Raw genomic sequence first — 25,093 nt, forward strand, 5'->3', positions numbered from 1 at the left:
AGCACAGCCACAGCACGGCTGAATGATCCAAGATGGAGAGTTCACGGGCTGACGCCCACCCTCGATCCCACACCATTCCTTCACCCGTCCCGATCTCCAATGGATGCTGTCGCTCCCCTCCCCGGAATCCGGGGCCTGTACGCACCAGCAACACATCCCATGAGCTCCTCCCGAAGCGCGAGTGCCTTCCCCTTCTCAGGACGTCTCTCCCGTGCCGGGATGGGGTTGCTGGTAGCAATGGTGGCCGCATGCTCGGAGGCTCCCTCCTCCGAGAGCACGGCGGAGAGGCCCTCCGAGTTCGGAGCCACGCGGCAGGCGGCGATCGCCATCCCCTCGGACTTCGCCTTCTTCCCGTACCGCTGCGGGGGCGGCAACGCGGGCGACATCCCCGGCGATCTCGTCCCGGCCAGCCGGGAGCGCGACATGGTGGGCGACGCCACCTACCCCGCGTTCTTCCGGGCGGCGGACGCGACCTTCGTCTTCTTCCGGATGCGCGTCGATGGCAGCCCGCTGGCCCAGAACGGCGTGGATCTCCTGCCCTCGAGTTGGGACGTGCTGGTGGACTCCAACAATGACCCGCAGACCTACGAGTACATGCTCACCGCCGACGGCAACATGGCCGGCACCAAGGTCCGCTGGGTGCGCAACAGCACCGTGGAGAGGGGCAACCCGAGCGATCCGGCGGGCGAACTGCCAGCGGATCTGCTCCAGGACTTCGCACCCGCGACGGACTTCTACCACGTGCAGGTGGCCTCGGATGGCAGCAGCTTCAATGGAGACGCGGACTACTTCATCACGCTGATCCTTCCGAGGTCGTTGCTGGCAGCCGCAGGGGTCAACACGACCAGCAACGTCGTCGTCTGGGGCGGCACCAACTCGCAGAACTACTCGCTCAACGCGGACTTCGGCTGCTCCGTGGGCATGCCCCCCAACCTGGCCGCTGCCGCGCCGGACCCGGGCCCGCTCGATCCCGCAGGCACCCCGGACGCCTTCCCCGACACGGCGACCACCAACGAGGACACACCCATCACCACGGCGGTGCTGTCCAACGACCTGGGGCTCCGGGACACACCCATCACCGTCACCATCGTCACGCAGTCCCCGAAGGGCACGCTGGTGGTGAATGCGAACAACACGGTCACGTTCACGCCAGCGGCCAACTTCTTCGGCACCACCACGTATACGTACCAGGTTCAGAACACGTTCGGGCTCAAGGACACGGCCGTGGTCACCATGACGGTGAACCCGGTGAATGATCCGCCCACCGCCGTGAACGACACCCTGACGGTGGCCGAGGACAGCAGTGCCACGGTCGTCGACGTGCTGGCCAATGACAGCGCCGAGCCGGATGTGAACGAGAAGCTCACCGTCACGGCAGTCACCCAGCCCACCACCGGAGGCACCGTCACCCTGGACAAGGGCATCGTCGCCTTCACACCCGCGCCGGACTTCAACGGCACCACGACGTTCTCGTACACCGTCAGCGATGGGAACGGCGGCACGGCGACGGCCACCGTCACCGTCACCGTCACTCCCGTGAATGACCCGCTCACGGCGAAGGACGACACGGCCACCGTGAAAGAGGATGCCGACGCCACGGCCATCGATGTGCTGGCCAATGACTCCAGCGGTCCGGATAGCAATGAGACGCTCACCGTGAAGGAGGTCTCCCAGCCGACCGAGGGCGGTACCGTGGCCCTGGAGGGCGGCAAGGTGCTCTTCACGCCCGCCAAGAACTTCAACGGCGAGGTGACGTTCACGTACACGGTGACCGACGGCAACGGCGGCACGGCCACCGCGACCGTCAAGGTCACAGTGACTCCGGAGAACGATCCGCCCACGGGCGTGGCTGATGCGTTCGCGGTCCCTGGCGACAAGGGTGAGACCACTCTGGATGTCCTGGCCAATGACTCCAGCGCGCCGGACAGCGGAGAGAAGCTCACCGTCTCCGCTGTGACCCAGCCCACCAGCGGCGGCACCGTGGCCATCGGCACCGACGGAGCCAACATCGTGTTCACTCCGACCCCAGGCTTCAGGGGCCGCGTGACGTTCACGTACACGGTCTCCGATGAGAACGGTGGCTCCACGCCGGATGTCTCGGTGACGGTGTACGTGGGCTCGAGTGACTCCGACGGCGACGGCCTGACCGACGAGGAGGAGTTGCAGCGCGGCACGGACCCGCACAATCGGGACACCGACGGCGGGGGCGTGAACGACGGGGACGAAGCCAGGGCTGGAACCAACCCGCTCGACTACAGGGACGACCTGGCCACGGTGGGCCATGGCTGCGCCTCCACGGGCACCGGCACGCTCCTGCCCCTGGGGCTGCTGCTCAGCCTGTCGCTCCTGCTGCGTCGCCAGCCATTCCGTGGCTCGGGGAAGGCATGGGGCGTGCGGGGGCTGCTGGCCGCCATGCTCGCCTCGGCTCCCACTCACGCCCAGAACGCGGCTCAGGCCTCGCAGGGCATCGACGTGCAGCAGTTCAAGCCCGGCCCGGGTGCGCAGGATGTGCTGGGGATGCAGAGCCCCCGAGTGGGCCAGCACCTCGACTGGAACGTGGGCCTGTCCTTCAACCACGCGACGGCGCCCCTCAACTTCTGGCGGCCCCAGACAGGCGAGTTCATCTACGAGATCGTCAAGAGCCAGACCACCTTCGATCTGATGGGCGCCGTGTCGCTGTACGACCAGTTCGAACTCGGCGTGGCGCTGCCCATCACCTCGCAGGGCTCTGCATCCACGGCCTCCGTGGCGCCGGTGCTCGGCGACGGAGTGCATGCCACGGGCGTAGGGGATCTGCGCCTCGTGCCGAAGGCGCACCTGCGCTCCCTGGACAACGGGCTGCGGTTCGGGGTGTCGGTGCCGGTGCTGCTGCCCACCTCGGGCGGCAAGGGGTTCCTGGGCCGCCGCAGGATGGCGTTCTTCCCACGCCTGCTCGGAGAGTGGAGCCACGACAACGGTGTGCGCGTGCTGGTCCACCTGGGCATCAACGTGCAGCCTCAGGAGCAGTTCTACAACTTGAATGTCAGCAACGAACTCGCCTACGGCCTCGGCGCCGAGGTGCCCTTCCACGTGGGGCAGCACCAACTGGCCGCCGAGGCCACGCTGGTGGGCGCCCGGGGCCTGAATGAGTGGAACCCCGAGGAGCGTCCGCTGGAGATGCTGGCCGCCGTGAAGTACCGCTTCACGGACTCGCTGGCCGCGCACCTGGGTGGAGGCCCGGGGCTGACCCACGGCTACGGCACGCCGAGCTTCCGCTTTCTGGCGGGAATCCGTTGGACCGCGAAGGCGGAGGCCGCCTCCACTCGCAAGGAGTCCTCGCCGCCTTCGGAGTACCCCCATGGCTCCGAGGACATGGACAGCTTCCAGAGCGACCCTCGCTACCCCTCTCCAGACACCGACACGGACACCGACGGCGATGGCGTCCCGGATGCCAACGACAACTGTCCGAACCAGCCAGAGACGCAGAACGGCTTCGATGACATGGATGGCTGCCCGGATGAGCTCCCCCGCCCCCGGCGGCTGGACTCGGACGGAGATGGAGTCCCGGACGAACAGGACCGCTGCCCGCAGTTCCCCGAGGACAAGGACGGATTCCAGGACGACGACGGCTGCCCCGATCCGGATAACGACCAGGATGGCGTGTCCGACGCAGTGGACCGGTGCCCGAACGAACCGGAGACCCTCAACGGCTTCAAGGACCAGGACGGTTGCCCGGACGAGGTCCAGGAAAAGACCCGCCGCTGAGGCAGCCCTCAGGCCTTGTGGGCGCTCGCCCGACGCGACGTTCTAACCCGCACGTGCGTAGTGGCTTGGGGGCTGGCCCACGTATCGGGTGAACGCAGTGCTGAACGTGCTCGCCGAGCCGTAGCCCACACGCTCGGCGACCTCGGCGATTCCGAACTCGTTTTGGCGGAGCAGATCCCTGGCGACGGCCATCCGCCAGGCGAGCAGGTATTCCATCGGCGGCAAGCCCACGGTGCGGGTGAACCGATCGAAGAACGCCGAGCGGGAGAGCGCAGCGGTCTTCGCGAGTTGGGCTACCGTCCACGAACGCGAGAGCTGGCCATGCATGTGCCGTATCGCCGGCGCAAGCCGCGCATCGGCCAACCCGCGCAGGAGCCCCGGTGGCGCGTCGTCTCCCGCGGTCGACCGCAGCGCTTCGATGAGCAGCACCTCCACGAGCCGCGTGAGCACGAGGTCGCGACCCGATCTCTGCTCGATCGATTCCTCGCCCACGAGGCGCACCAGCACCGAGAGCCGCTCGACACCGCGCACGTGCACCACCGCCGGCAGCAGTGACACCAGGAGAGCCGCGTCAGGCGAGTCGAAGACGAAGTAGCCACCGAGCAGCCGTGCGTCGGGGCGTCCACCTCGCGTGCCGTGGCGGACTTCTCCCGTCGGCGAAGGAGTGACCTTGGGATCGATGCGCTCTGGCGTCACCGGCTCGAAGCCCGACAGGATGAAGCCTGGCGTCGCCGGCAGGAGTACGAAGTCACCGGCCTCGAGCGTGACAGCGGGCTGCCCGTCGACAGCGAGCCGGCAGCTGCCCTCGAGCACGGCACAGAAGCTCGGCTGCCCGAAGTCCGAATAGCGAACCCCCCAGCGGCCCGCGCCGCTGATGCGTTTCGAGAACACGGCGCGCGGCTGAAGCAGCGCGATGACTTCCGAGAGCGGGTCTTTCATGTCTGGACTCTCACCAATGAAACATGGACTCCGCACGATAGATCGTCCTGCATGCCGCAACTACTTTATCCCCAGACATGAACGCCGCGGGCGCCGCGGCAAAGGAGTCGGTATGAAGACAGTGCTCATCACGGGTTGTTCTTCGGGTTATGGCCTCGAGACCGCGCGTTACTTCCACGCGCAGGGCTGGAGCGTGGTCGCCACCATGCGGACGCCGCGCGAGAACGTGCTCCCCCGATCGGAGCGGATGCGGGTGGTTGCGCTCGATGTGACGAAGCCCGAGAGCATCGCGGCTGCGCTCGCGGCGAGCGGGCCTATCGACGTGCTCGTCAACAACGCGGGCATCGGGCTCATGGGCGCCTTCGAGGCCACCCCGATGAGCACGGTGCGCGACGTGTTCGAGACCAACACCTTCGGCGTGATGGCGATGACGCAGGCCGTGCTGCCTCAGTTCCGCGCCCGCAAGTCGGGGGTGATCGTCAACGTGACCTCGAGCGCGACGCTGGCTCCCATGCCGCTGGTGGCCGTGTACACCGCGAGCAAGGTGGCCATCGAAGGGTTCACCGCGTCGCTCGCGTTCGAGCTCGAGGCGTTCAATGTGCGGGTGAAGCTGGTGGAGCCGGGCTATTGCCCCAGCACGAGCTTCACGAGCAACGGGAGGCCCCGCATGGAAGGGCTGTTCCCCGAGGCCTACGCGCCTTACGCAGAGCGCATCTTCTCTTCTTTCGGGCAACTGACCGCGGTGACGCGCGAGTCCGACGTGGCCGAGGGGGTGTGGGGAGCCGCGAACGACTCGACTGGGAAGCTCCGTTTCCCGGCCGGCCCCGACGCGGTGGCGCTGGCACGGTCGGCCTGAAGAGGATGAGGGCGCAGTCAGGGGTTGACGACGGCGGTGTCACGCGGCCAAGTAGGGCCGCATGTCCACGATGCAAGGGAAGACCGTCATCATCACGGGGGCCTCCTCCGGGATCGGCGAGGAGCTGGCCGTCTCGTTCGCCGCGCGAGGAGCGAACCTGGTGCTGGCGGCGCGGAGCGAGGAGGCACTGGTCCGGGTGAAGGAGCGGTGCGAGAAGGCGGGCGGGCGGTCGCTCGGAGTGCCGACGGATGTGGCCGATCCCGAGGCATGCCGGCGCATGGTGGAGCGCGCGGTGGAGGTCTTCGGAGGCATTGACATGCTCGTGAACAACGCGGGCATCTCCATGCGCAGCCGCTTCGAGGACATCCGCGATGTGTCGCTCTTCGAGCGCCTCATGCGCGTGAACTACCTGGGCGCCGTGTACTGCACCCACGCGGCCCTGCCCCACATCAAAGCGCGCAAGGGACTGCTGGTGGCCATCTCCTCGGTCCAGGGGAAGCTGGCAGTGCCTGGCCGCACCGGGTACGTCGCGAGCAAGCACGCACTGCAAGGCTTCTTCGATGCGCTGCGGGTCGAACTGCTGGACACGGGCGTGGACGTGCTTGTCGTGTCTCCGGGATATGTCTCCACCGACCTTGGTGTACGGGCGCTGGGCTCCGACGGCCAGCCGCGGGCCACAAGGGACGCGGCCAGCGACGCGATGGATGCGAGCACCTGCGCGGCGCGGATCCTCCGCGCGATCGACCGGCGAGACCGCGAGTTGCTGATGACAGCCAGGGCCCGGCTCGGCGTGTACCTCAAGCTCCTGTTTCCCGGCCTGGTCGACCGAATGGCGCTCAAGGCCACGCAGAAGCGAGGCGGCGCGTGAGGTCACGTGCTTCTGCTCCGGCTACGGGTTCGATTCCCGCAGCCTCCCAGCAGTATGAGCCCCCTTTGCCTCACTCCTCTCTCTTACCACGTCGGAACACGGCGCGATTCTTGGCCACCGGAAGTGTGGCTCCAGGGAAAGTGAATTACCGCGATGGCCGTGTCCGATCCGAGTTCGCGATCCATGGGCGCCAAGTGCTCATGGCCCGCTCATCCGTCCACCCTCTCGTTCGCCCTTGAACCTGTCTCAGGTACTTTTCAGAGGCCTCCGCACTGCTGAGGGCAGAAGAGCAACTCAGCGATCTGATCGCCCTGAAGCGCAGCGGGAAAGAGGCGGATGTCGTCCAAACGTCCGGCGAGCGCACTATTGTAGGCCTTGCGCCTGCCGAGCTGGAGCGTCTCCGTATTGGTTCGAGGATGGCCGGTGGTATTGAACGCCGCCTCACCATCCCTCACCCCATCCAAGTAGACGATCATCTTCTTGGTCGTGTCGTCGTAGACGGCAGCGACATGGCGCCAGGTACCCAGCGGATGCGCGGCATCCACGAAGTTGCTTCGACCCGAGGTGCCACAACCGCCATTGTCGCACCAGGCATATCCTTGGGAACTCGTGCCTACGCTCCAAGGCTGATCAAAGGAGACAGCCAACGTGACGTGGTTGTTGAAAATATGGAGATTGTAGTTGCTGTACCAGGCCGACGTGTCCTTGCTCAAGACGTTGTTTTCTTGCTTGTTGGAGTCGAGGCTCACCCAAGCGGAGATGGCAAAACTGCCGGCGAAGCCAATGGAGGAACTGTTGGGCACGGAGACAAAGCCCCCACCATTGAGCTTCAAGCTGTCCACATTACAAAGAAGTGGCGCGATGTTGCTTCCCCCCTGATAGCTTGCACCGCCGACGAATACGCCCGTGTTGAGGTTGCCAGACACGTCCGTGGCTTCCGGGGCACCATCGTCGAAGTTGTAACGAGCGCTGGGGGTAGGAAGCGCAAAGGATTCGCGAGCCGTTGCGCTACACGCCATGTAGATGAGAGCGATGCAAAGTCTTCTCATGGGCACTCCTTGTGAATCAGGGGTGGTGCGAAGGCTAAGCAGGTGCTGGATCCATGTCTAGGCCGAATCGGTCACACCGAGGGATAGCGTGGCGAGCTCGTGGCAGGGGAGGCATGTGTCAGCAGTGACACACCACTCCCTTCCCACAGGGACATGTTCCGCCACCTCGATCTGTGGGCGGAGGCGGGGCGAGAACTTTTCCGCGCATCTTTCCGCGCATGGCTGGCTCTCTCTTCCCGAGGGGGCCAGGCTCGCCCCAAGAGAGTCACCGGGGGGCTGCTTCATCCAGGACCGGGAACAGAGACCCTACAGAGCAGCCCGTGGCCTGCTTCCATCGCGGCACATCCGGGCATGAAGAAGGACGAACAACCACCATGAACAAGCTTCCAGTCTCGGCCCTTGGCCTCGCACTCGCACTCTCGGCGTGCGCAACGGCCCCCACGATTCGAGAGCCCATCTCCATGCACAACTACCCGGCCGACGCCTACGCCCAGTCGAACATGGTTGTCGTGCGCCAAGTGCGCATGGCGCTGCCGGAAGGGTGGCGTTTCACAACCAAAAACGATAACGACCCCAAGGAGATCCTGTTCCGCATCAAGGACACCGGGAGCGACACGGTGATGGGCGCGCTCAGATACAACTCTTTTGACTTCCCCGTCGCCGTCTCACGGGCGGCTCCGCTCTACGCCGACAAGACCATGGGCGAGTTCTCGGACCGGGAGATCGCCAAGACGGAGATCGACGGCCGGGAGTCCTACGTCATCCAGGGCACGTGGAAGGACGAGAAGCAGCGGGCCTCGGCGCTGATCCAGCAGGGGCAGCGAGGCATCAGCGAAATCACCCTGGCCGCCGACATGGGCTATTTCGCTCGGGAGCCGAACGTTGCCTACACCATCTTCAACAGCTACCAGTACATCGCTGGGATGAACTTCCCTGCGCGAGCCGTGGGCAAGGAGTCCGTCGAGAAGAAGCACTCCAAGATCGACTTCATCTTCCAGTACGGAGGCAAGAACTACCGGCTGGAGGTGTACCGCACCACCCAGCATTCAAAGGTCGCGGACATCCGGAAGCTCCACGAGGAGCCGGAAATCCGCCGGGCGCTCGATACCTACTTCTATTTCAACCGCTGATCGTCAGGCGGAGCACGTCCCAAACAGCTTGCGGAGCGCGGGCTCGGAGCACAGCAGTTCTAGCGTGAGGACCACGTGGCTGGGGGAGTGGCCGTTGCCCACCAGCGCAGCAACCGCTCCACCTCCTCTTGCGTGGGCGGCGGCAACGCCTCGAAGCGCACACCGCCTTCGCGCTCAGTCGTTGCGGATGGCAGAATGTCCATGCTGCCGGTATGGCTCTGGGACAGAGGCGGCACGCGCATGGTGGCCCTCGACGGGGTGACGTTCCTACCGCTCCAGCTACTCGAAGGCCCCTGTGATTGACTGGCCTGTCCTGTAATCTCGGGCGGTGCCCCCGGTGCGTGGGGGCCATGGCCAGGAGGCTTCACATGCAGCGCTGGGCGTTCATGCTGCTGGTCGCATCCCTCACAGGGTGCACACCCACGAAGGTTGTCCGCCTGGATACAGGCCAGGGCGAGCCGAGCATCCAGGTCCCGCGCCGAGACGTGGAGCCGGCGGAGGTGAGCCAGAAGGCGTTCAAGGAAGTCGTAGCAAAGCACGCACCCTCCGTGCCCACCGTGGAGCGGCCCCTGGAATACGCCGGGCGACTGTTCGGAGTGCCCGAACGAAGCGGCTGGTTCTGGTACGACGGCCGCAGCCAGCGCCTCATGGCTTCAGAGCCGGGCAGCACCCGGAACCTGCGCCTGTTGCCCGAGGATGAAGAGCTGAAGCGCTGCTACCTGCTGTGGTGCGAGGGGACGTGGGGAGGCGGAGATTGCTTGCGCCTCCTGGTGGACAAGCCCTTCCTCGATGGGGATGCCAGGTACGCTCTGGCCATGGCGATTGCCCAGAGCAAGGTGCTGGGAGCCATGAAGGAGGAACTCGGGCGGCTGGTGAACCCCCAGGCGGTGGTTGCGGCAGTGGTGGGCGGCCTGACCATGTACGCGATCTTGCTCGCGCTACCCGAGCCGGTGAGCAAGGGCATAGCAGCGTTGCTGACAGTGGGGGCCATGGCCTACCTGGGCTGGGACACCGTGTGGCGCCTCATCGACGGGTGGCTGGTGCTGATGAAGGAAGTGGATCAGGCCACGACCTTCGACGGCATCTACGCGTCGGGAACGAAGTTCGGGGACACGATGGGCGAGAAGGCGGCCCGAGCCTTCGTGATGCTGGGCACCGTGGCATTGGGAAACACGGCTTCGGGCATGGCGGCGACGCTGCCAAGGTTGCCGGGAGCCGGGCAAGCGGCAGTAGTGGCCGAGACGCAGCTGGGCATCCGCTTCACGGCTCCAGCGCTGGCTCAGGTGGAGTCAGTCGCCATCACTGCCGAGGGCGTCACCCTCGCCCTGGTCCCCAACGCAGTCGCCATGGCGGCGCGCGACAGCGCAGGCGGCAAGGTTGGCGCACAGGCTGCACCGCTCAACTCCGGTGGCCCGGGTGAATGGGTCAAGGTGAACGAGGGCATGCCCGAGTTGTCGCGCCGCTATCAAGCTCAGGCGACGGGAGCCCCCGAAGGCTACGTCTACCGCGTCAAGCTGGGCGACACGTACGTGAAATTCGACGGCTTCGATAAGGGAATTCTGCTTGAAACGAAGGCCACAGGCTACGCGCAGTGGATCAATAAGAAGCTGGAGTTTTTCGGGAACTTCCAGGGGCGTGACCAGATGCTTGAGCAAGCGAGACGCCAGTTCAAGGCCGCCAATGGGACGCCCATCCGGTGGATCGTCGCCGAGGAGAAACTCGCAGGGGCACTCAGAATTCTCTTCAAGGAAGCAGGCCTCAAGATCGAGGTCGTCCATGTCCCCCCAACTCCGTGAGGAGCAGCCATTCAATGACAGATACCTACTATGCTGCCTCCTACTGGCTGGCCCGGGCTGAAACCGTTGAGGCTTGCGCACGACGTGCGGAGCATTTCTTCCACCTCCTGGGCCACTGCGACCCGGCGTGGGCCCGCTGGTATGAGAAAGCAAACTCCTTTGAGGCGGCGCGCAAACTCCAGTTCAGCACGGATGCGACCAGCTTCAGGGAGCTGTTCGCACGCGAGGAGAATCATTTCGATGACGACTTCTCGTTTCACTTGTGGACAGGCAACAGCCCGGAGGAGACGTCTGTGGTCGACGGGGCGTGTGGTTCGTCCTCTCTTCTGCTCCCATCTCGCTGCGTGCTCCGACCCTATGATGAGGGGCTCATTGGAGAGCAGGTGCTGACTGCTCCCGTCATGACCGAGGTGTCGCGCGCCATGGCCCTGGCCTGGGAACCGGAGTGGGGAGTCGCTACGTCGCGCGAGCATCGCGACAGCGTGACGGAGAGCGCTGACCTTGGCACCTTCGTCGGCTGGGTGATGTACTTCTCGCGGCTGCGCGGCACCGTGCCTCCCCTGCCCGCCCCCGTGCGTATCGAGCCGGTGGAGGACAAGGGCACCCTCGTCGTCCTCACCCCTGAGCGGTTCACCGCTTCCAACCCGGAGCACGTCGCGCTGGCAGCTCGCGTCCACGAGTTGCTGGCTCGAGCCGGACTGCTGCGGCCACTGCAACCCTGGCCGGCAGGATGACGGCATGGCCCTGCGGCGACGATGCATGAGCCCTCGCTCCGATCTGCCTGTGGTGCACGGGGGCCACAGGGTGTGGGGTGAGCCCCCCTTGATCCCAGGATGCATGGCGCGCCCCATGGCCCCTTCTTCGAGGGAGAGCCCACGCCAGCTCTCCATGGCATGTGACTTGCCTCGGGGCCGCGGATGATCCCGTCCCTCTCAGCAGCCCGTCCTCGCCGACGTTCATCCTCTTGGATTCTCATCCTCGCGCTCTCTGTCGCGGGAGTGCTCGCAGGCTGCAGTTCCTCGGAGGACCCGCCCAACGAGCCTTCTTCACCCGATGGAGGAATTCCCACCGACGGCGGGATTCTCACCGACGGAGGAACTCCCACCGATGGAGGATATCCACCCCCCCCTTCGTTCACCTGGGGCAATGGCTCGGACACCGGCACGATCTCGGGCAACGTGTGGACCCCAGGGCGTGACGACACGGGGCTCGTGAACGCCGTGTCGTGGGACATCGTCCCCAAGGAGAAATGGATCGAAGTCGCTGGAACGCCGCTCGCCTCGCTCGACGCCGAGATCAAGGCAGCGATACCGGGCTTCCGGGATCTCGGCTCCCAGGGGCTCTCCGGGGTCATCAACTCCTACTCCGGCGTGGCGCTCGACGCGCCTCGCGCCCGCTGGTGGGCCTTCGGCGGCGGGCACTCCGACAGCACCAACAACGGCATCTACCGCTTCGACATGGCGAAGATGCGCTGGAGCATCGAGCAGCTCCCGGACAACTCGGCGAACTGGACGGGCGTCCCCTGGGGGAACACCTACAGCTACTACCCGCCCGCCGATGACTACGCGAAGGCCCACCCCGACAGCGACGTCTACTCGGATGAGTTCTTCGATCCAGCCCGGCCCGCCGCTTCCACGGGCCACCCCGTGGCCCGCCACACGTACAACGGGCTCGTCTACAACCCGGACCTCCAGGAGGTGGCCTTTGGCGTCCGGCGCATGTGGCGCTACAGCCTGCTCACCCATACCTGGAAGCGCCACAACCCCTTCAATACCCCAGGCGCCACCTACACCGGCGAAACCGGATACGGCGGCGCGTCCGGCTGGACGTTCTGGGACGAGGTGACCCACCGGTACTTCTTCGGCCCCACGGAGAACTACAACTATTCGAGGTGGTGGTCCTTCGACACCGACGACCAGACCTGGAAGTGGGAGGTCGTCACCCCGCCCGCCTGGTTCTTCGCCCAGATGGTCCGGGTCGACCGCAAGCTCGTGAGCTTCCCCAACCCGGATTCGAACTACGGAACCTTCCCTCCCAGGCTGGTCACCTACGACCTGGACACAGCGAAGTGGGAGACCCTGTCCCTGGAGAGCGATCTCCAGGTCTCGCGCTGCTACTCCGAGTACTTCGAGGGAATGATCCTCACCTACGTGCCACGGCTCCAGCGCTACATCGCCGCGTTCCCGTATGACCGCGATGGGGATGGGCACTTCGAGTACCGGACCTTCAAGATCGGCGCTGATCTCAAGCTCGTCGAGGCGCCCGAGTACGAGGCCGGCGGCTTCGGAGGGTGGCACGATCTCGTCAAGAACCGCTTCTTCTACCTGGCGACGCACGACGCCCTCGTCTACGTGCGCAAGGGAGAAGAGAACGTGCGCGTCTTCCGGCTCCCCTGAACGCCTGGGAAAGATGGGGCGGGCGTGACCCACCGCCCCACCGGCCGCTCGACCTGGATCGACACTCTGGTAAACGGCGTCCTACGTCGTGCCGCCGTAACGCCCTGATACAGGGCACTCGCATCACCCAGGGGGGTCATCCACATGCAGAGCTTCACTCACGCAGCGCGCGGCCTCGCGCTGCTGGCATTCTTCGCTTTGGGCTGCGGCGGGAGGGAAGAGACATCGCTCTCCGCTGAGGAAGGAACGTTCTCACAAACCGCCGCCCTGACAAGTGAGGTGCCCGAGCACCCGACCGTCCGGTATTCCCACATGACGTGGCGCCCCGTGGGGCCCCGCAAGGCGGAGTTCTCCATCCGCGCCGCGTTCGACCGCAACTACCCAGGGAGCGGTCCGGACGGGAAGCTCGTCACCGGAGACATCTTCTCCGAGAGCTACAGCCAGGCCCACCTCTGCTTCGGCGATGGTGTCTGCTCGGAGCCATTGACCTACGAGGTCACCGGCTACGACGCGACGAAGGGCTGGTTCCTCGCCCGAGCCGTCAACATCTACAATGACCAGCCCTCGCCGGGCACCGGCAGCAGCGTGTCCGAGAGCGAGCCCAACTCCTCGATCGCCACCGCCAACCACATGAACCTCGGGGACGACTTCCTGAGCACCATGTCCGGCTACGAGGACTCGGACTTCGTCAGCTTCACGCTGACCCAGCGAACGAAGGTCCGCATCCGCTCCGTCCTCGTGACGATGCCGGAGGGCCACCTGTCCCTGTGGTCCAGCAGTGGCGAGATGCTCTCCTCCTCGTACAGCGGCAGCAGCAGCACCCCGCCGACCCTCACCACCACCCTGGAGCCAGGCACGTACTTCATCCGGGTGGGCACCTGGTACTACTACTCCAGCGGCGGGACGCAGCGCGTGGAGCTCCGCCAGTTCGACACCCACGCCCCGGAGCCCCTCACCCACACCTATCCCGGAAACGGGCCGTATACGGCCAAGCTCTCGGGCTGCTGCCGGATGTATCCCTACGACGTCTGGGTCTGGTCTCCGGTCCGCTTCGATCTCTCCAACAGCTCGCCCGTGAGCAACCTGCCGCACATCATCGAGGCCCCCTACAACACGACGAACTTCACCTTCCAGATTCCCGCGGTGGATGCGGAGGGGGACACACTCACGTTCCGGACACCCACCCTCTCCGAGAACCCCTACACGAGCTTCCCCTTTGGCCTCACGATCAGCAGCTCGGGCCTGATCACGTGGAACACCACGAACTCCTACGTGGGAGGGATGTGGCTGCCCCAGGTCATCATCGAGGAGCGCCGCAACGGCCAGCTGATCGGCGCATCCACGGTGAGCTTCACTCTGCGGGTCGTCACCGCCACGACAACCCCGCCGAGCTGTCTCGTGACGCCTGAGTCGACCTTCAGCGTGAATACGGGCGAGCAGGTCCAGTTCCGCTTCAGCGCAACGGATCCGGATGAGGGCGACTCGCTGCTCCTCAGCGGCACGGGGATACCGTCCAGCGCGACGCTGTCATACCCATTGCCCTGGTACGGCGGCCGGAGCGGAGACGGCACCACCTTCTCCTGGACGCCTCCCTCCAACACGGCGGGCCAGACGTACAGCATGGACTTCATGGTGAAGGACGCGGGAGGCCTGACGGCTCATTGCCCCGTCACCCTCCATGTCCTTCCCCGGTCGCCCGACCTGCCCCCCGAGGCCGAGGCGGGGCCGGACCAGAACGTGACCGAGGGAGATCATGTGACACTGAGCGGCAGTGCCGTCCTCTCCGAGGGCCGGAGCGCGACCTATGAGTGGTCCCTCCTGAGCGGCACGGGGCCAGAGGTGACGCTGTCCTCCCCCACCTCCCCCACCCCGACCTTCGTGCCGACGGACGATGGGGTCTACACGTTCCTCCTCACCGTGACCGACAGCGCGGGAGGCTCGTCCACCGACACGGTCACCGTGACCGTCAACAACGCCTACCCGCAGGGGGCGTACATCGCGGACCAGACGATCGAAGAGGGCACGGTGTTCAGCACTTCGGGCTCCTTCAGCGACCCTGGTTCGGACACCTTTACGGCCACGGTCGACTACGGCGACGGCTCGGGTGAGCAGCCGCTGGTGCTCGATGGCACGGCATTCCAGCTCAACCATCTCTACGCGGACAGCGGGTACTACTCCGTGGAGATCCGCATCACCGACGACGACGGCGCAATGGGTGGGGCCTCGCTGCATGTGCAGGTCACCAACATCGCCCCCGTGCTGAGCGCGAGCGGAGGCACCGTCGACGAGGGCTCTCCGTTCATCGCTCCCGTCTCCTTCGTCGACCCCAGCGGAACGAACTGGCAGGCCTATATCGACTACGGGGACGGCTGGAGCGAGCAGCTCACCCTGGACAGCCATGGCTTCAACTTGAACCATGTCTATCCCCGGCAGGGAACATACGAAGTCCACATCATCCTCTACGACGAGGACGGTGGCGCGGCTGAGGCCTACGTCCAGGTGGAGGTCCGCAATGTGGCGCCCTCGGTGAGCGTGACGTGCACGCCGTCCACCCTCGAAGAGTTCTCCGAGCTCTCGTGCAGCGGCACCATCACGGACCCGGGCAATGACTCGCAGGCAGTCCACATCGACTACGGGGACGGCCGGGGTGATTGGTTGATGGTGTGGATGGACTGGCCGTCCTTCACCGTCAACCACACGTATGAATCGAGCGGGGTCTTCCCCGTGACCATCACCGTGACCGACGAGGATGGCGCCCAGGCCACGACGACGCTGGAGGTGACCGTCACCAACACCCTGCCTGGGGTGACAGCCCTGGGCGGCACCATCGACGAGAGTTCGTACTTCGAACTCTACGGCTCCTTCACTGACACGGACTGGTTGGGGCCGTGGGACATCACCGTCGACTTCGGTGACGGCTCGGGCGAGCAGACCGGGTACTCCACCTACTACCCGGACTTCGCCTTTGGGCACTTCTACGAGGACAGCGGCACCTACACGGTGACCATTCGTGTCACGGACCACAACGGAGGCGTGGGCACGGCCACGGTGCAGGTGGTGGTCAATAATGTGGCGCCGGAAGTCGGAGCCTCGAGCTACTGGGCGGAGTACTGGGGCCTGCCGCTCTACCTCGTCGGGTCAGCCTTCGACCGGAGTCATCCGGACACCGAGGCAGGCCTCACCGCGAGCTGGGACCTGGGCGATGGCACCAGCATCTCGGGTTTGACTCCGTACCCCGCTGTCTATGCCAACCCCGGCAGCTATGTGGCCGTGCTGACGGTCACGGACAAGGACGGCGCCTCCGGCACGGCCTCCACTCCGGTCGAGGTGATGAAGCGCCCGTCGGGTCTGTCCTGCGCCGACACGTCGGCAGTGTTTGGTTTCCCGCTCACGCTGAGCGCCCAGCTCATGGACGCGCTCAATCTGCCGGCTCCGAAGCTGGGCGGCCGCACCCTCAGCTTCCACGTCGATCCGTCAACGGACGCCTCCGGCCTCACCACCGCGGAGGGACTCGGCGGCGCGCAGCTCCCGGGCACGCTCGCCCCGGGCAGCTACACCGTGTCCGTCTCCCTGAACGGGGACTCGCACTACGAGGATTCCTTCGGCACGTGCATGCTCACCGTGACGCAGTCAGAGGGCGCGATCACCGGCTCCTCCCTCCGCTTCTCCGATGAGTCCCAGGGAGGCTTCACCGTGAGCCTGGATGCCTCGGGTCAACTCCAGGGCGAGTTGGAGTTCGTGAAGGGCTCCACCACGTTCCACTCCAGCACGATGCATGCGCTGGGCGTGGCGGCCAACAAGCGGAGCGGCTGGTTCGCGGGGATGGGCGACGACGGCCGCTCCTTCCTGGCCTACGCCGAGCGGCACTCTGTGCCCGGCACCGCCGACACGTTCAAGCTTTGGATCGATGGCGAGTTGCAGACCGTGGACGAGCGGCTGCGTGGAGGCTTCGTCCGGTTCCCCTGACGGAGGGACGCCCCGCTGCAAGCCCCCGCCGTGACTGAACGGGGGCTCGCACGAGGCCATCGGGGCGTCATGTCTGGAGGCAGACGCCGGGTGCTGGCATATGCCTCAGTGGAGGACGACGGTCGCCGCCTGAGGAGTGGTGAAGAACCCGGGGAACGTCGCGGTGTACGTGGTGTGCCATACCGGGCTCCCGTCACACGGCGTGGTGAAATCGACTCCAGCCCCCAGCCCCGAAACGGTCATGATGTTCCCCACCAGCCATCCATCAACGACCAGGCTCGAATCGCTCGCGATGGAGATCTGGTTCACGCCGATGGAGCCCGGGCCGCCAGCCCCACAGTCCGTGGGCTGCGAGCCCATGTGCAGCTGAACACGCCTCATGATGCCCGCTGTCTCGGGGTGCAGTTGGGCCACGAAGCCATTGCTGATGGTTCCAATGCCCCTGTAGCTGTTCGCTTCGGTATAGCCCACCGCGATCCCCGCTTCGCTCGTCAAGAGCGTCTCCGCCGGCAGGTATTGCGACGTTCCCAGCGAATTGCTGTTTGGCTTCACCGTGCATGTACCGGAAGCATCCGGCCAAACCGCGGAGACGAGCCGGTAGAAGATACTATACGTATAGGGGTCCCTGTCCTGCCGGGCCTGGAACGCGTAGATGCAACCCTCCCGGGACACACGGGACTCGCTGGCAAGCGGGAGCACGGGTCCGGAATTCGTGCTCACGAGCCGGAACCGGGTGGCGGAGTAGCCCATCGTCGGATCGTACTGGAGATATGCGACCGTGAGGCTGCCAGGAGCGGCCGAGGCGATTCCAAACTGGGGCAACCAGGAGCCGATCGACTGGCTGGTAGAGGAATCCACGGAGGCGATCGAGACCTCCGCCTCCGCCGTCCCCAGAGCGGACACGCGCGTCCCGAGCAGCTGGCGCTGCCCATTGCGGGTGCCCTGCCAGCCAATCCAGAAGTCCGCTCCATCGGAGATCACCTCGGGGCCCGACAGGGGAGCGGAGCCCACGGCGATGTTCCCAGAGTCCAGCAGCGCTCCACTGGAAGCACTCACACGCCGGGCCCACAGGTTGTTGTCCGCGCCCACCCACGCCACGAGGAAGTTGTCTCCCTGAGCCGCCACGGCCGCGGAGCGCTCATAGCCAGGGCTTGCAGCCAGGGAGATGACCGTGTTGCCCTCCAAACGCCCCGAGGAGGGATCGACACGGGCGGCCTCGATATTCTGGTTCCGCTCCCACGTCACCAGGAACTTGTTGTTCGAATACGACACGCGGCTGTCCTTGCCATCCTTGGCGATGAGGTAGCTGGAGCCCAAGACCATCCCAGACGGCAACACTTGAATCCCCTGCACTCCGCTGGGAATCGCGCCGGTGCTATCGGGGCCATACCGGCCATCCCAGGTGATCATGTAGATCCACCCATTGGTTGCCACGGAAGGCGCTCGCATCTCGCTCACGGGCGCCCCGGCAGGCAGGACACTGATGAGGAAGGGTGCGGAGTCGAGCAACGCGCCGTCCGAGGCCCGCACACGCATACCGAAGATGGCGGGGGCAGAAGAGAGGCGCACCCAGACCACCAGGAAGTTGGTGCCGTCGAAGGCCACGGCCGGATCCAGGCCGTAGAAGTCAGTCGAGAGCAACAGGGGCGCGGAGTCCAGCACCTGGCCATCCGAAGCCCTGACACGCAGACCTCGCAGGACCATGCCGCCATTTCCAGACTGATGCCAGAGCACCAGATTGATGCCATTGCCCGTACCGACCGTCGGCGTGTGGTGCGGGGAGAACATCGTCCGCAGGGGATCCACGTCACGCTGAGAAGGGATGCGCACCTGCCCATCCGTCACCCGCTTGACGTACACGCGGGGCTCCCCTGTCGCCCCGTTCGCGACGTAGGCAGCCAGGGAGAGACCGGAGGACGGCGCGGCGATGTCTCCGCGGTACAGCCCGGCATCGCCCAGATCGAACTCCGCATTCACAGCGAGCTCGCCCAGCGCGGAGACCCGCGTGCTGAGCGCTCGGGGGACTCCGTTGCGCAGGCTGGTCCAGAGGACACGATAGTCCGCGCCATCCGCCGCCACCGAGGGGGACGCGAGGGCATTCGCACCCACCAGGGTGTTCGCGGAGCCCAGCAGGGCCGAGTTCTTGACCGCCACACGCCGGGCCAGGATGTTGCCAGCCTCCAGCCACGTCACCAGGAACTCGCCCGCCTGGCCAGCGATGGCAGGGCTCTGCGCATCGGCGGAGGTCGTCACGGTGATGGGGCCCCACGACCCCATCATGCGCGAGTCATACAGAGACACCTTGAGATTCGTGCCGTCCACCCACGACACCGCGAAGTAACCCCCTCCGGAGGTGACGCGGGGAGCAGCCGCGCCAGTCGTGGTGAGGACGCGCGGGCCACCCTCGAGGAGCGTCGCATCCGAGGCGCGAAGGAACGTCATCTCGACGAAGCGATACCCGCTCCCATCCTCATTGACCCAGATGTCGTACCAGCCCACCAGACAGGCATTCGCATCACAGGCCACGGACGCGGTGGTCTGCCCACGCTGTTGAGGGCCGCCGCCCAGGGGCTTGCTGACGACGAAGGCCGCAGAGTCGACCAGCGATCCATCCGCGGCATTCACCCTCCTGCCATAGATGGCGGGAACACCCTGGTCCTCCGTCCAGAGGACCAGGAAGTGAGTGCCGTCGAAGGCCACGGCGGGCTCGGTCTGTGAGTAGGAGCCCGTGGCGATGAGGATCGGACTGGAATCGAGCAGCGCTCCATCCGAGGCCCGGACGCGGACTCCCACGATGTCCGAAGAGGAGCCCGTGGCGGAGGAGTTCACCTCCCAGGCGACGAAATAGACACCCGGGCCCTGGGCGACCGCGGGGCGCAACTGCGTCTCGCCAGCAACCGGAGAGGAATTGACCGGAATGGGGCCGGAGACATCGGCGCTCGTCTGGATCGACTGGATGGCTCGCGCTACTTCTGAGGGCAGCGCGCCTTCGGAGCCGCGACCCTTCTGGGATTCCAAGGACGAGGATTCGCCGCACGCCGCGGACAGCGTCAAGAGGGTACTCAATGTCAGGAATGAGAGTCGAAGTCTGCGCGTCATGGGGGTACCTCCCGTCAAACCGAGGAGCTGGCTTCCGCTGAAGCGTGCGGGCCAGGTCCGCTGCTGAGCACTGAGCGTGCCAGTGGCCTTCACCCTGCGCAGCCCTCCCCTCTGGACTGTGTTCGTCGGGCATTTCCCGGCAAGAAGTTGCCGAGGACACTTGCCCACCGGCAAGAACTTGCCGCCGCGGCTCACCCGGGGTGAAGCCCTTGTTTACGCAGTGAATCAGGAAAAATAAGACTACACTGGAAGCCTGCCTGCTTGCTCTTATGCCGCCCCCCTCTTGCCCAATTCCTGGGTGGGGGTCTTCCCAAGGTGGCAAATCCATGGCGGTTGTCGTCCCCCGCAGGCTGCTGCATCCCTTCATCGCATGCACCGCTGTTCTCTCGGCACTGGGGGCCTGCAGTCCGGCTCAACCAGAGCCAACTCCTGATTCCACGGCGAACGCACCCGTGGAGGCCCCGCACGCCGCCCAGGCAATGCAGACGGCCAACGCCGCGCCCACGGTCTCCGACGAGCTGCCGGCGAACCCCTGGCCCGCTCCCACCGCGGGGCACAACACGTCGGCGGTCGCCGCCGGCAATGGCATCTATCTCGTGACCTGGGTGGAGTGGGTCGACAACGGCCTTCCGGACGTCCTGGGCGTACGCGTCAGGGCCTCGGATGGCGCGCGGCTGGACTCCAGTCCCATCCGCATCGGCACGGGGAGCAGCGTGCAGTATCAGCCCGCCGTCGCCTTCGATGGCAGCAACTTCCTGGTGGTCTGGGAAGACATCCGCTCCGCACCGGCGATCTACGGTGCCCGCGTCCGGGCCTCGGACGGCGTGGTGCTGGATCCCGCGGGCCTCTACCTCAGCCGCACGCCGATGAGCGAATTCAACCTGCCCCAGCAAAACCCCGCGGTGGCCTTCGATGGAACGAACTACCTGGTGACCTGGGAGGGCCTCTACTACGAAGGGAGCACGATCCAGTCCGGCGCCCAGGCGATCCGCGTGCGGGCCTCGGACGGCTCGTGCGTGGAGGAGAAGAGCACCCTCCTCATCCGGGGGGGCCGTAACACCCGGGTGGCCTACACGAACGGCACCTATCTGGTGACCTGGGCCCGAGGCGTGGGGATTGAAGCGACGCGCATCAGCGCCTCCACCGGGCAGCCGGTGAGTTCCTTGCCCATATCGCTGGGGCTCATGAACACCGACCTGAACGCCTCCACCGTGGCGGCCGGGAATGGCGAGTTCCTGACGACGTGGATCGGCAAGGACAACATCCTGTGGGCCCGGCGGGTGCGGGCCTCGGATGGCGTCAAGCTCGACGCCGCGGACATCGCCGTGGGCCCGGCCGCGGTGGTCGCGCCCGCAGCCACCTTCGACGGAGCGGACTACCGGATCAACTGGCAGGCCACTCGCGATGGCGCGCGCAAGGTGCTCACCTCGAAGGTATCCATCCAGGGGGTGGTCGCGGCGGATGCGGAGCTCGTCCTCGCCGAGCTGGCGAGCTCGGAGAGCGCGGTCCGCGGAGGCATCGCCGCGACAGCGGAGGGAAGATACCTGGCGAGCTACACCCGGTACGACGGCGCGTCGCGGAACTACCGCGTCCAGTTCCGGCTGGTGAATGACGTGCACGCGCCAGCTCCGTGCGCCACGGGGACCCCCACCCTGGTGCTGAACAGCGCGTCGCCGCTGACGCTGGAGTGCGGCTCGGGCCCCTACAAGGATCCAGGCGCGCAGGCGTTCGACGGGTGTGGCAACCCGATCCAGGTGCACGCGTACAACACGGGAGCGGACGCGTCTGGCCCGGGCCCCAACACGAGCGCCGAGGGCTCGTACGCGGTCACCTATGCCGCGTGGGATGCGCTGGGCAACACGGTGAGCGCCCTGCGCACGGTGAACGTGGACGACAGCGCGGCTCCGGCGCTCGCGCTCAAGGGCGGCGCGCACCTGACTCACACCTGCGGCAGCCAGTGGGTGGACCCGGGAGTCACCGCGACGGATGCGTGCTACGGGGACCTCTCGGCCCAGGTGTGGCACACGGGCGACGTGAATGGCTGGGCCGCGGGCACGTACACGGTGACCTACTCGCTGACGGACAGCGGCGGCAACAGCGCCACGTCTGTCACCCGCACCGTGGATGTCGTCAATTGCCCCTGGTAGTGGCAGGCACCGAGCGCGTGCATGACCATTCCATGACACACGCATGACGCTCGACAGATAAACCAGACATCCTCCGTTAGGGTTAACCCTAACGGAGGCCTCCACGCCCCGCGACACGTCAGAGCATCTCTGTATGACTTTGAGCAAGCCACCTGAAGCGTTTGATGCCCATGACGCTCGGACCTGGCGAACCAGACTCATCCAGAGGAGTTCTGAAAATGATCAAGCAGAGAGTTGTTTCATGGTTGCTCATGGCGAGCAGCCTGGCGCTGTTCGCCGCCTGTGAGGAAGAGCCCAAGGCCCCCGAGGTGATTGCCTCGCACGGGCCGGGTGACCTGGCGTTGCTCATCGAGCGCGAGCATGGCGCGGGTCCCTACGTCGAAAGCACCGAGGAGCGCTTCAAGGTCGTCGCCTCGGGCGAAGTCTTCAAGTCGGTCCGCTGGAACGCCAACGCCGGCACGCTCGTGCCCGACGCGGACCAGGTCGCCTGGACGCTGCCTGGAGCGGGGCCGGCCTCCCTGTCCGTCTCGGTCGAGACGGAGTCCGGAAAGACGGCAGAGGGCTCGTTCAGCTTCGACGTCGTGGCCCCGGCACTGGCCGCGAGCACGCAGATCGACCCGAGCTCGGACGTGACGGGCTCAGCCTGCGAGCTCGCGTTCGACAACGCGGGGACGGGGCACATGGTCTACTCGAACGACACCCACCATTCCCTGTGGTACGCGAGCTGGGACGGCACGACGTGGACGACAGAGCAGATCGATGGCCCCGGGCTCGATAACGGCTCCTTCATCTGGACCTTCGCGCTGGTGGTCGACCCGGAGACCGGGACACCTCACGTCACCTATGTCAGAGGCTATGGCGTCCCGTCTCCCACAACCCAGAGCCTGCGCATCCGCTACGCCACGCGCGTCAATGGCACCTGGGTCATCGAGAATGCAGACAACACGTTGCGCACGCCCCTGGCCAACAGAATCAGCATTGCGCTCAATCCCGCCAACCAGAAGCAGCCCGCCATCGTCGTCAGCGATCCCACGGCGATCAAGATGTTGTCCCGGACAGCACCCGGTACCTGGACCACGACGAACGTCAGTGGCGGGTATCTCCTGGGCGACGCCCTCTTCGATCAGGCGGGAACCCTGTATGTGTACGTCTCTGCGGGTTACCTGAACACCATCAATGGCACGACCAAGGAGTCCTTCCCCACCCAGCAGGGCTTCGACCCCACCCCCGTCAAATGGCTCCCGATGGTCTGGGGCCCGAATCAGCACCTCCTCGCGATCCCAAGCGGCGCGGGACTCGAGCGGATCCGAAGCGTCTTCCTGGACATGACGGTCGGTACGCCCCTCGCGTCCAGCACCATCAAGTCCTCCCTGTTCGACCTCCAGTCGAATGATGGGAGTGATCTGGCGTATGGCGCGGGCAAGACGTACATCGTGCTGCGCCACGGGACGTCGCTGGAGTTCCTCGGGCAGGATGCGCAGGGACTCTGGACGTACAACCAGCTCGGAACAGCGCAGACCGGCTCGCGGCCCAGCGTGGCCATCCGCCCCACGGATGGCGCTCCGCATATCTGCTACCAGCGGGACGGCAAGGTGAGCTTCCAGTAGCCCTCGCGCCAGCCGCGCTGAGGCTGGCACCCCATCAAGCCACAGCTTTTTTCACAGACATCTTCTAGAGGAATTTCAACCATGACGGTCAAGAAGGTTGTTTCATGGATGCTCATGTTGAGTGGCCTGGCGCTGTTCGCTGCTTGTGAGGGCGAACCCAAGGCACCCGAGGTGATTGCCTCGCATGAGCCCGGGGATCTGGCGCTGTTCGTCGAGAGAGCGAGCGGATCAGGCCCCTACGTCGAGAGCACCACGGAGCGCTTCAGGCTCGTCGCCTCGGGCGAGCCCTTCAAGTCCGTGCGCTGGAGCGCCAATGCCGGCACCCTCGTGCCGGATGCGGATCAAGTCACCTGGACGCTGCCTGGAGCGGGGACAGCCTCCCTGTCCGTGACGGTCGAGACGGAGTCCGGAAAGACGGCGGAGGGCTCGTTCAGCTTCAACGTGGCACCGGTGATCGCCGCGAGCACGCAGATCGACCCGGGCCTGGACAAGACGGGCGCGGCCTGCAAGCTCGTCTTCGACAAGGCGGGAACGGGGCACGTCATCTACACGAACGACAGCCACGGATCCCTGATGTACGCGAGCTGGGACGGGACGACGTGGAAGACAGAGCAGATTGAGAGCCTCGGTGGCGGCAATGGGGCCACCGTGTCGAGCGTCATCACGCCCTCTCTGGCGGTCGACCCGGATACGGGGACACCCCATGTTGCCTATGCCGGCGCCATCGACGGCTCCACGACCTACCGCATCCGCTACGCCACGCGTGTCAATGGCGCATGGGTCCGTGAAGAGGTGGATCCCGCGAACCACACGACCGCGGCCCGGCTGAGCATCGGGCTCAATCCCGCCCAGGGACAGCAACCCGTCATCGTCTTCAGCGACAGCGCGGCGGGACTCCAAAGAGCAACCCGTACGGCAGCCAATACCTGGAGCGTGGGGAACTTCCCCTCCGCGAACGCGCCCCTCACGAGCAACATCATCTTCAATCAGACGGGGACCCTGTACATCACCATCGGCAACGGCGGGCTGCTCGCATTCAATGGCACGACGGTGGAGACCTACGGCCTCTCCCTCGACCCCACCTACGCCAAGTGGATCTCGCTGGCCTGGGGCCCGAGCCAGCACATCCTGGCGGCGACGAACGGGAACGCGGATGCCGCCTCGAGCGGGTTCCTGGACATCACGGTGGGCACCCCTCTTTCCTCCAGCGTGTTCAAGACCGCCGAGGTCGACTACGAGCATGACAGCAGCGATCTGGCGTACGGCGCGGGCAAGCCCTACGTGGCCCTGCGCCATGGGACGACGCTGGAGTTGCTCACCACGGACGCGCGGAGGTTCTGGACGTATACCCAGCTCGGGACGGTGCAGGATGGCTCGCGCGTGAGCGTGGCGGTCCGTCCCACGGATGGCACCCCGCATGTCTGCTACCAGCGGGACAGCAAGGTGACCTTCCAGTAGCCCCAACGACGAAGGCCAGCCTCATCATCGAGGCTGGC

Annotated in this window: 14 protein-coding genes; 11 read left to right on the top strand and 3 right to left on the bottom strand. The window is 65.8% G+C overall.

What is annotated here, in order from left to right; genetic code table 11:
* Positions 1 to 159 precede the first annotated feature (159 nt).
* Positions 160 to 3,744: an Ig-like domain-containing protein gene (locus KY501_RS32430; RefSeq protein WP_224367547.1), complete on the top strand. Its 3,585-nt coding sequence runs from the start codon at positions 160 to 162 to the stop codon at positions 3,742 to 3,744.
* A gap of 42 nt (positions 3,745 to 3,786) precedes the next feature.
* Here the strand turns inward: KY501_RS32430 and KY501_RS32435 are convergent, their stop codons facing one another.
* Complete coding sequence (locus KY501_RS32435; protein ID WP_224367548.1) at positions 3,787 to 4,683, bottom strand: AraC family transcriptional regulator; 897 nt, start codon at positions 4,681 to 4,683, stop codon at positions 3,787 to 3,789.
* A gap of 112 nt (positions 4,684 to 4,795) precedes the next feature.
* Here KY501_RS32435 and KY501_RS32440 point away from each other — a divergent pair, with 112 nt between their 5' ends.
* The gene (locus KY501_RS32440; RefSeq protein ID WP_224367549.1) at positions 4,796 to 5,539 is read left to right on the top strand and encodes an SDR family oxidoreductase; all 744 of its coding nucleotides are present in this window, start codon (positions 4,796 to 4,798) and stop codon (positions 5,537 to 5,539) included.
* A gap of 61 nt (positions 5,540 to 5,600) precedes the next feature.
* On the top strand, positions 5,601 to 6,407 hold the full coding sequence (locus KY501_RS32445) for an SDR family oxidoreductase (protein WP_224367550.1): 807 nt from the start codon (positions 5,601 to 5,603) through the stop codon (positions 6,405 to 6,407).
* 257 nt (positions 6,408 to 6,664) lie between these two features.
* On the opposite strand, the gene KY501_RS32450 is transcribed toward KY501_RS32445, so the two are convergent.
* Positions 6,665 to 7,456 carry a LamG domain-containing protein gene (locus KY501_RS32450; RefSeq protein WP_224367551.1) on the bottom strand — a complete coding sequence of 264 codons (792 nt, stop codon included), beginning with the start codon at positions 7,454 to 7,456 and terminating at the stop codon, positions 6,665 to 6,667.
* Positions 7,457 to 7,830: 374 nt separating this feature from the next.
* Between KY501_RS32450 and KY501_RS32455 the strand changes: the two genes are divergently transcribed.
* The 5 genes from KY501_RS32455 to KY501_RS32475 all read left to right on the top strand — a co-directional run bounded on the left by KY501_RS32455 (position 7,831) and on the right by KY501_RS32475 (position 16,744).
* A complete protein-coding gene (locus KY501_RS32455) occupies positions 7,831 to 8,586 on the top strand; it encodes a hypothetical protein (protein WP_224367552.1) in 756 nt (251 codons plus the stop codon).
* A 368-nt stretch (positions 8,587 to 8,954) separates the two neighbouring features.
* On the top strand, positions 8,955 to 10,382 hold the full coding sequence (sitA5, locus tag KY501_RS32460) for a SitA5 family polymorphic toxin (RefSeq protein ID WP_224367553.1): 1,428 nt from the start codon (positions 8,955 to 8,957) through the stop codon (positions 10,380 to 10,382).
* A 14-nt stretch (positions 10,383 to 10,396) separates the two neighbouring features.
* Positions 10,397 to 11,116 carry an immunity 52 family protein gene (locus KY501_RS54370; RefSeq protein WP_373691664.1) on the top strand — a complete coding sequence of 240 codons (720 nt, stop codon included), beginning with the start codon at positions 10,397 to 10,399 and terminating at the stop codon, positions 11,114 to 11,116.
* A gap of 183 nt (positions 11,117 to 11,299) precedes the next feature.
* Complete coding sequence (locus KY501_RS32470; RefSeq protein WP_224367555.1) at positions 11,300 to 12,778, top strand: hypothetical protein; 1,479 nt, start codon at positions 11,300 to 11,302, stop codon at positions 12,776 to 12,778.
* A 312-nt stretch (positions 12,779 to 13,090) separates the two neighbouring features.
* Positions 13,091 to 16,744 (top strand): PKD domain-containing protein, encoded by a 3,654-nt coding sequence (locus tag KY501_RS32475; protein ID WP_224367556.1) that lies wholly within the window; start codon positions 13,091 to 13,093, stop codon positions 16,742 to 16,744.
* Between the two features lie 105 nt (positions 16,745 to 16,849).
* On the opposite strand, the gene KY501_RS32480 is transcribed toward KY501_RS32475, so the two are convergent.
* The gene (locus tag KY501_RS32480) at positions 16,850 to 19,843 is read right to left on the bottom strand and encodes a hypothetical protein (RefSeq protein WP_224367557.1); all 2,994 of its coding nucleotides are present in this window, start codon (positions 19,841 to 19,843) and stop codon (positions 16,850 to 16,852) included.
* 326 nt (positions 19,844 to 20,169) lie between these two features.
* Between KY501_RS32480 and KY501_RS32485 the strand changes: the two genes are divergently transcribed.
* From KY501_RS32485 to KY501_RS32495, 3 genes are all read left to right on the top strand, one after another.
* Positions 20,170 to 21,990 (top strand): DUF5011 domain-containing protein, encoded by a 1,821-nt coding sequence (locus tag KY501_RS32485; RefSeq protein WP_224367558.1) that lies wholly within the window; start codon positions 20,170 to 20,172, stop codon positions 21,988 to 21,990.
* Between the two features lie 218 nt (positions 21,991 to 22,208).
* Positions 22,209 to 23,597: a hypothetical protein gene (locus tag KY501_RS32490; RefSeq protein ID WP_224367559.1), complete on the top strand. Its 1,389-nt coding sequence runs from the start codon at positions 22,209 to 22,211 to the stop codon at positions 23,595 to 23,597.
* Between the two features lie 81 nt (positions 23,598 to 23,678).
* The gene (locus KY501_RS32495) at positions 23,679 to 25,055 is read left to right on the top strand and encodes a hypothetical protein (RefSeq protein ID WP_224367560.1); all 1,377 of its coding nucleotides are present in this window, start codon (positions 23,679 to 23,681) and stop codon (positions 25,053 to 25,055) included.
* The last annotated feature ends 38 nt before the right edge of the window (positions 25,056 to 25,093 follow it).

This window comes from Hyalangium versicolor (genome assembly GCF_020103695.1).
GTDB classification, from domain to species: domain Bacteria; phylum Myxococcota; class Myxococcia; order Myxococcales; family Myxococcaceae; genus Hyalangium; species Hyalangium versicolor.

What these genes read in the sequence shown, in the direction of transcription:
- KY501_RS32430 (WP_224367547.1), top strand. Translation starts at nt 160, where the DNA reads ATGAGCTCCTCCCGAAGCGCGAGTGCCTTCCCCTTCTCAGGACGTCTC.
- KY501_RS32435 (WP_224367548.1), bottom strand. Translation starts at nt 4,683, where the DNA reads ATGAAAGACCCGCTCTCGGAAGTCATCGCGCTGCTTCAGCCGCGCGCC.
- KY501_RS32440 (WP_224367549.1), top strand. Translation starts at nt 4,796, where the DNA reads ATGAAGACAGTGCTCATCACGGGTTGTTCTTCGGGTTATGGCCTCGAG.
- KY501_RS32445 (WP_224367550.1), top strand. Translation starts at nt 5,601, where the DNA reads ATGTCCACGATGCAAGGGAAGACCGTCATCATCACGGGGGCCTCCTCC.
- KY501_RS32450 (WP_224367551.1), bottom strand. Translation starts at nt 7,456, where the DNA reads ATGAGAAGACTTTGCATCGCTCTCATCTACATGGCGTGTAGCGCAACG.
- KY501_RS32455 (WP_224367552.1), top strand. Translation starts at nt 7,831, where the DNA reads ATGAACAAGCTTCCAGTCTCGGCCCTTGGCCTCGCACTCGCACTCTCG.
- sitA5 (WP_224367553.1), top strand. Translation starts at nt 8,955, where the DNA reads ATGCAGCGCTGGGCGTTCATGCTGCTGGTCGCATCCCTCACAGGGTGC.
- KY501_RS54370 (WP_373691664.1), top strand. Translation starts at nt 10,397, where the DNA reads ATGACAGATACCTACTATGCTGCCTCCTACTGGCTGGCCCGGGCTGAA.
- KY501_RS32470 (WP_224367555.1), top strand. Translation starts at nt 11,300, where the DNA reads ATGATCCCGTCCCTCTCAGCAGCCCGTCCTCGCCGACGTTCATCCTCT.
- KY501_RS32475 (WP_224367556.1), top strand. Translation starts at nt 13,091, where the DNA reads ATGACGTGGCGCCCCGTGGGGCCCCGCAAGGCGGAGTTCTCCATCCGC.
- KY501_RS32480 (WP_224367557.1), bottom strand. Translation starts at nt 19,843, where the DNA reads ATGACGCGCAGACTTCGACTCTCATTCCTGACATTGAGTACCCTCTTG.
- KY501_RS32485 (WP_224367558.1), top strand. Translation starts at nt 20,170, where the DNA reads ATGGCGGTTGTCGTCCCCCGCAGGCTGCTGCATCCCTTCATCGCATGC.
- KY501_RS32490 (WP_224367559.1), top strand. Translation starts at nt 22,209, where the DNA reads ATGATCAAGCAGAGAGTTGTTTCATGGTTGCTCATGGCGAGCAGCCTG.
- KY501_RS32495 (WP_224367560.1), top strand. Translation starts at nt 23,679, where the DNA reads ATGACGGTCAAGAAGGTTGTTTCATGGATGCTCATGTTGAGTGGCCTG.